Origin of the sequence: Streptomyces caelestis, assembly GCF_001279005.1 — a bacterium.
GTDB lineage: Bacteria > Actinomycetota > Actinomycetes > Streptomycetales > Streptomycetaceae > Streptomyces > Streptomyces heliomycini.
This window is the reverse complement of record NZ_LGCN01000232.1, coordinates 1-3,837: the sequence shown is the minus strand read 5'-3', so window position 1 is coordinate 3,837 and position 3,837 is coordinate 1. Positions and strand designations below refer to the sequence as shown.

4 protein-coding genes and 1 pseudogene are annotated in these 3,837 nt (G+C 67.6%); 1 reads left to right on the top strand and 4 read right to left on the bottom strand.

Annotation, left to right across the window (positions count from 1 at the left end):
* Positions 1-720: pseudogene (locus tag ADK41_RS30470) on the top strand (helicase associated domain-containing protein); the annotation flags it as partial.
* A 43-nt stretch (positions 721-763) separates the two neighbouring features.
* Here the strand turns inward: ADK41_RS30470 and ADK41_RS44135 are convergent.
* The 4 genes from ADK41_RS44135 to ADK41_RS30455 all read right to left on the bottom strand — a co-directional run bounded on the left by ADK41_RS44135 (position 764) and on the right by ADK41_RS30455 (position 3,630).
* Positions 764-1,222 (bottom strand): DUF6527 family protein, encoded by a 459-nt coding sequence (locus ADK41_RS44135; RefSeq protein WP_348538640.1) that lies wholly within the window; start codon positions 1,220-1,222, stop codon positions 764-766.
* A gap of 62 nt (positions 1,223-1,284) precedes the next feature.
* The gene (locus ADK41_RS30465) at positions 1,285-1,650 is read right to left on the bottom strand and encodes a hypothetical protein (protein ID WP_030837347.1); all 366 of its coding nucleotides are present in this window, start codon (positions 1,648-1,650) and stop codon (positions 1,285-1,287) included.
* Between the two features lie 262 nt (positions 1,651-1,912).
* Positions 1,913-3,001, bottom strand: coding sequence for a CU044_5270 family protein (locus ADK41_RS30460; RefSeq protein WP_030837345.1), 1,089 nt, complete (start codon positions 2,999-3,001; stop codon positions 1,913-1,915).
* The gene (locus tag ADK41_RS30455) at positions 2,998-3,630 is read right to left on the bottom strand and encodes an RNA polymerase sigma factor (RefSeq protein WP_030837341.1); all 633 of its coding nucleotides are present in this window, start codon (positions 3,628-3,630) and stop codon (positions 2,998-3,000) included. Before ADK41_RS30455 ends, ADK41_RS30460 begins: the two co-directional genes overlap by 4 nt.
* Positions 3,631-3,837 lie beyond the last annotated feature (207 nt).

Sequence of the window (3,837 nt, the reverse complement as noted above, 5' to 3'; positions counted from 1 at the left end):
AACCCGGCGAAGAAGCCTGGGAGGCCAAGCTCGCCGCGTTCCGCTCGTACCGGCGGGCTACCGGGCACCTCGCCCCCCGGCAGGACGCCGTCTGGGACGACCCAGCTGGCGGCGGCCCCGTGCCGGTCGGGCAACACATGGCCAACCTCCGGCGGAAAGGTGGCCTGGGCAAGGACCCGAAACGGGCCGCCATACGCGCAGCACAGCTGGCTGGAATCGACCCGGACTGGAACCGCCCCTGGCCACTCAACTGGCAACGCCACTACCGCCACCTCGCCGCCGACGAGGCCGGCGGCGTGCTGCCCGACATCGCGCCCGGGGTGTTGATGGACGGCGACGACATCGGACGACGGCTCCAGCAGCAGCGCAAGCCGGCCACCTGGAAGCTGTTGTCGACCGAGCAGCAAGAACGGCTGTCAAAGCTGGGCGTACAGCCCGCCCAGGCCCCGCCTGCCACCCCGGCCGCCGCCCGTGCGGCAAAGCGGCCGAGCAAGGCACAGCAAGCCTTCCAACGCGGACTGGCAGCCCTCACACAGTGGGTCGAGCGCGAAGGCGGCCGGCCGGTGCCAAGGGGGCACAGTGAAAAAACGCGATCGACGGCCAGGACGAGCCGGTGATCGTCAAGCTGGGCGTATGGGTATCCACACCCGCGCCAGGAGGGGCCGGCTGGACGCGGAACAGCTCAGCGCTCTGGCGGAGCTGGGCATGGACTGGGCGTAGGCGAAGGATGTGGGTCCGACGCGTAGAGTCGGGCCCACCCTGCTCAGTCCCTTGTGCCGACCCCGCCGGCACTCCGTCCGTCTCCCATTCGTGCGCGTGGCGCCATGCCAACGACACAACGCGGTATCGCTGAGGTCAGGGCGTTGTACACCTGCTCGCCAGCCCACGGGCACCAGAACCGCAGATGGTGACGGACTCTGGACACCCGCCGTCTTGGCCGGAGGTCCCTCGTATTTCTGGCCAACAGGCGAGGATCCCGGTCACGGTTCTGATCGATTTCCGCCGCCGAGTACCGGCGGCTCCGGTGGACGCGACCGTCACGGATCCAGTAGTGCGACCGGCACGGAAGTGACCAGTTACCGATCGAGGGGGTGAGGGACACGCTCTCGCCGTCGTAGGTGAGGGACCACTGGGCTGGGGAGAGCGGTGTGACGATTTCGTGGCCGCATCCGCAGCAGCACAGGTGGCCGCAGGTGCGATCGGGAATCGAGACGTACAGCATCCCTGCGTCCATTGTCGGGGGGAAGGTCTCGGTGAAGACCGGGCGCAGGGTGTCTCGTGCGGTCACGGAAGGTCCTCATCGGCGATCTCGTTAGTGATCAGTGAGTACGTGGTGTGGCTCTCGTCGGTGGCGTCGGCGTAGATGCCGATGGAGCGTTTCCAGCGGATGACGGCCAGGACGGCGTTGAGCGCGTTGAGATCCGCGGTCCGGATGTTGCGTGCGTAGGCGTCGCGTTCGGGTGCCGGCTGGGGGATGTGGCGGTGGGCTGCGTCTCGGCGGCCCGGGAGGCTGGTGGTGACGCGCAGGAGTCCGCTGAGGCGGCCGTCGATCTCTTCGATACCCATGCCGACGTCGACGAACGGTACGTCGTGGGCTTCAAGCCAGTCGATGATCATCGGCTTGCCGGCGGCGTCGGAGGCGAGGAACACGAACGTGGCCCCGGTGAGCAGGTCGGGGACTGTCGTTGAGCTCGGCCTCGCACTCCGACAGGCCCCGGAGGAGCTTGAACAGTCCGAGACCGTCACCCGCTTACCCGCCCCACGTCGATGGATGCACCCGTCCGAATCCATGGTGCGCGGGTCGGCGGGGCCATCGGGCGGGACGATCACCGACGAGGGGCGACTTGTTGGCATCGCACCTTGCAGGGGCCTTCGGTCACTGTCGGGGCGAGGGTGCGCACTGTCCCGTTGTTCAGGCCGTCTTTTGCTTGTCCGTGGGTTCGCGGTCGTCCCGGTCCACGACGCCGGTTTCCATGATGGCGGTGCTGTTGTAGAGGGTGGAGGGCTTGGTCCCGGCTGTGTGCGTGAGGTAGGAGCGCGAGCCGAGAAGTGTGAAACTGTTTCGGTCGAAGATCCACTCGTCTCGAGTTGCGGTGCCGGTCTCCTCGCGGGTGATTCCGATCCCATGGCGCCCGGCAGCGTCGGTGGCGTCGGGAGTCACGCTCACGCCTGGGATCGTGGCGACGGTCTTGTACAGGGCCGCGGCATTGGCCGGCGGCATGACTGTTTCGTTCAGGAGATCGCCGATCTTCCTGAAGACGGCCTGGTCCTTCGATTCGTTTTCGAGGGGTCGAGTCTGGGCGTAGAGCAGTTTGCGCAGAGCGTCGGTGTCGGTGGGCAGCTTGGCCAGCCACTGGTAGGTGGGCCGGTCGATTCCGGCTGGGACTCCCTGCTCGGCACTGCCGTCAGGGGCGGCCGTCTCGATGGGAATCCGCTGCCCAGACATAGGAACACCCTTTCCGGACTCACGGATCACCCCGGTGCGAGTGATCGGTGCGGAGTCCTGCGACACCCAGATTTCGCGGCGGTGTGGAGCGCCGAGCTTCACCGGGCCGTCGAAGGTGCCTTCGTTGCTGCGGACCAGGCTTCGGACGTAGACGAATTGGTCGTCGCGGACCGGTTTGACGTCGACTTCCATGGACGCGGCGGCGATGCGGTCGAGCGTGAGCACTACGCCGTTCGCTGCGGCGTGCTTCGCGTCGGTCGCCTCTGCCTTGGCGCCGGGTTCCTGCTCCGTGCCGGGAAGCGTGAGGATCAGAGCGCCGGCGAGGGCCATGGCCGTGGCGGGCAGCAGGAAGACCGGACGCAGCCACCGCCGCTGAAGCGCAGGCGTCGCCGGGGTGGGGGCGGCCGTCTGCTCCCGGTCGATCTCGCGCAGCAGCACGTTCCGGTGGTGGAGGTGGCGGGTGGGCGTGAGGTCCCATTCGGGTGCGTCCGGCAACAGCCCGCGCAGATGTGCGGCGTCGTCGCCGGAACCGTCATGGCGGTTTGAGGCAGTCATCGGTTTTCCTCCTGTGAGCGCGCGGCCGCGAATGCGGCCTGCTTCTTTACCTCTCCGCGAGGGCCGTGCAGTTCCATGTTCTTTGCGCTGAGCCGATCGAGCCGCCGGCGGGCGCGCGCGAGCCGGGAGCGCACGGTGCCCAGGGGAATATCCAGTGCCTCGGCGCATTCCTGGTAGGTGAGGCCGGACCACACGCACAGGACGAGAACTTCACGGTCCTGGCTGCGCAGTCCGCTCAGGGCGCTGCGGACCCCGGCCAGCCTGCGAGCGTCGTCGATCCGGCCCGCGCTCTCCTCGGCGAAGTCCGTCACCGCAGGTGGAGCCGGTTGGCGTGAGAGGAACAGGCGCTGTCGGCGCAGGCGGCGTGTGACATTGTGCGCCTTATGAGTGGCGATCCCCAGGAGCCACGGTCTGAGCGACCCGCCCTCGAGGTTCAGGGAAGCCCGGGTCCGCCACGCGGCGAGGAACGTCTCGGACATGATGTCCTCCGCCAGCGACCAGTCCCCGGTCAGCCGCAGCCCATGGTTGTACACCGCACGCGCGTGTGCGTCGTACAGGGTGCCGAACGCATCGCGGTCCCCGGCTCTTATACGCGCACGTAGCTCATCATCTCGATCTGTGTCTTTCACACCATGTACCCTCCGCAGCCCCGCCGGGGTTCCCGTGGCATGCGTCACACCCCTTCCGAGCCAACACAACTCCACAGGGCGTTGATGCCCCTGGACGAGCTCGGCCGATGAGGTTGATCCCCGGGAGTGGACACCGGGTTTCATGCGGCGAGTGGCAGAGTACGTGACGTGATCAGTTGTTGTTCGAACTCGACCGGTGTGAGGTGG

Excerpts from the sequence above, each read along its gene's own strand:
- ADK41_RS44135 (WP_348538640.1), bottom strand. The coding sequence starts at position 1,222 with ATGCTGTACGTCTCGATTCCCGATCGCACCTGCGGCCACCTGTGCTGC.
- ADK41_RS30460 (WP_030837345.1), bottom strand. The coding sequence starts at position 3,001 with ATGACTGCCTCAAACCGCCATGACGGTTCCGGCGACGACGCCGCACAT.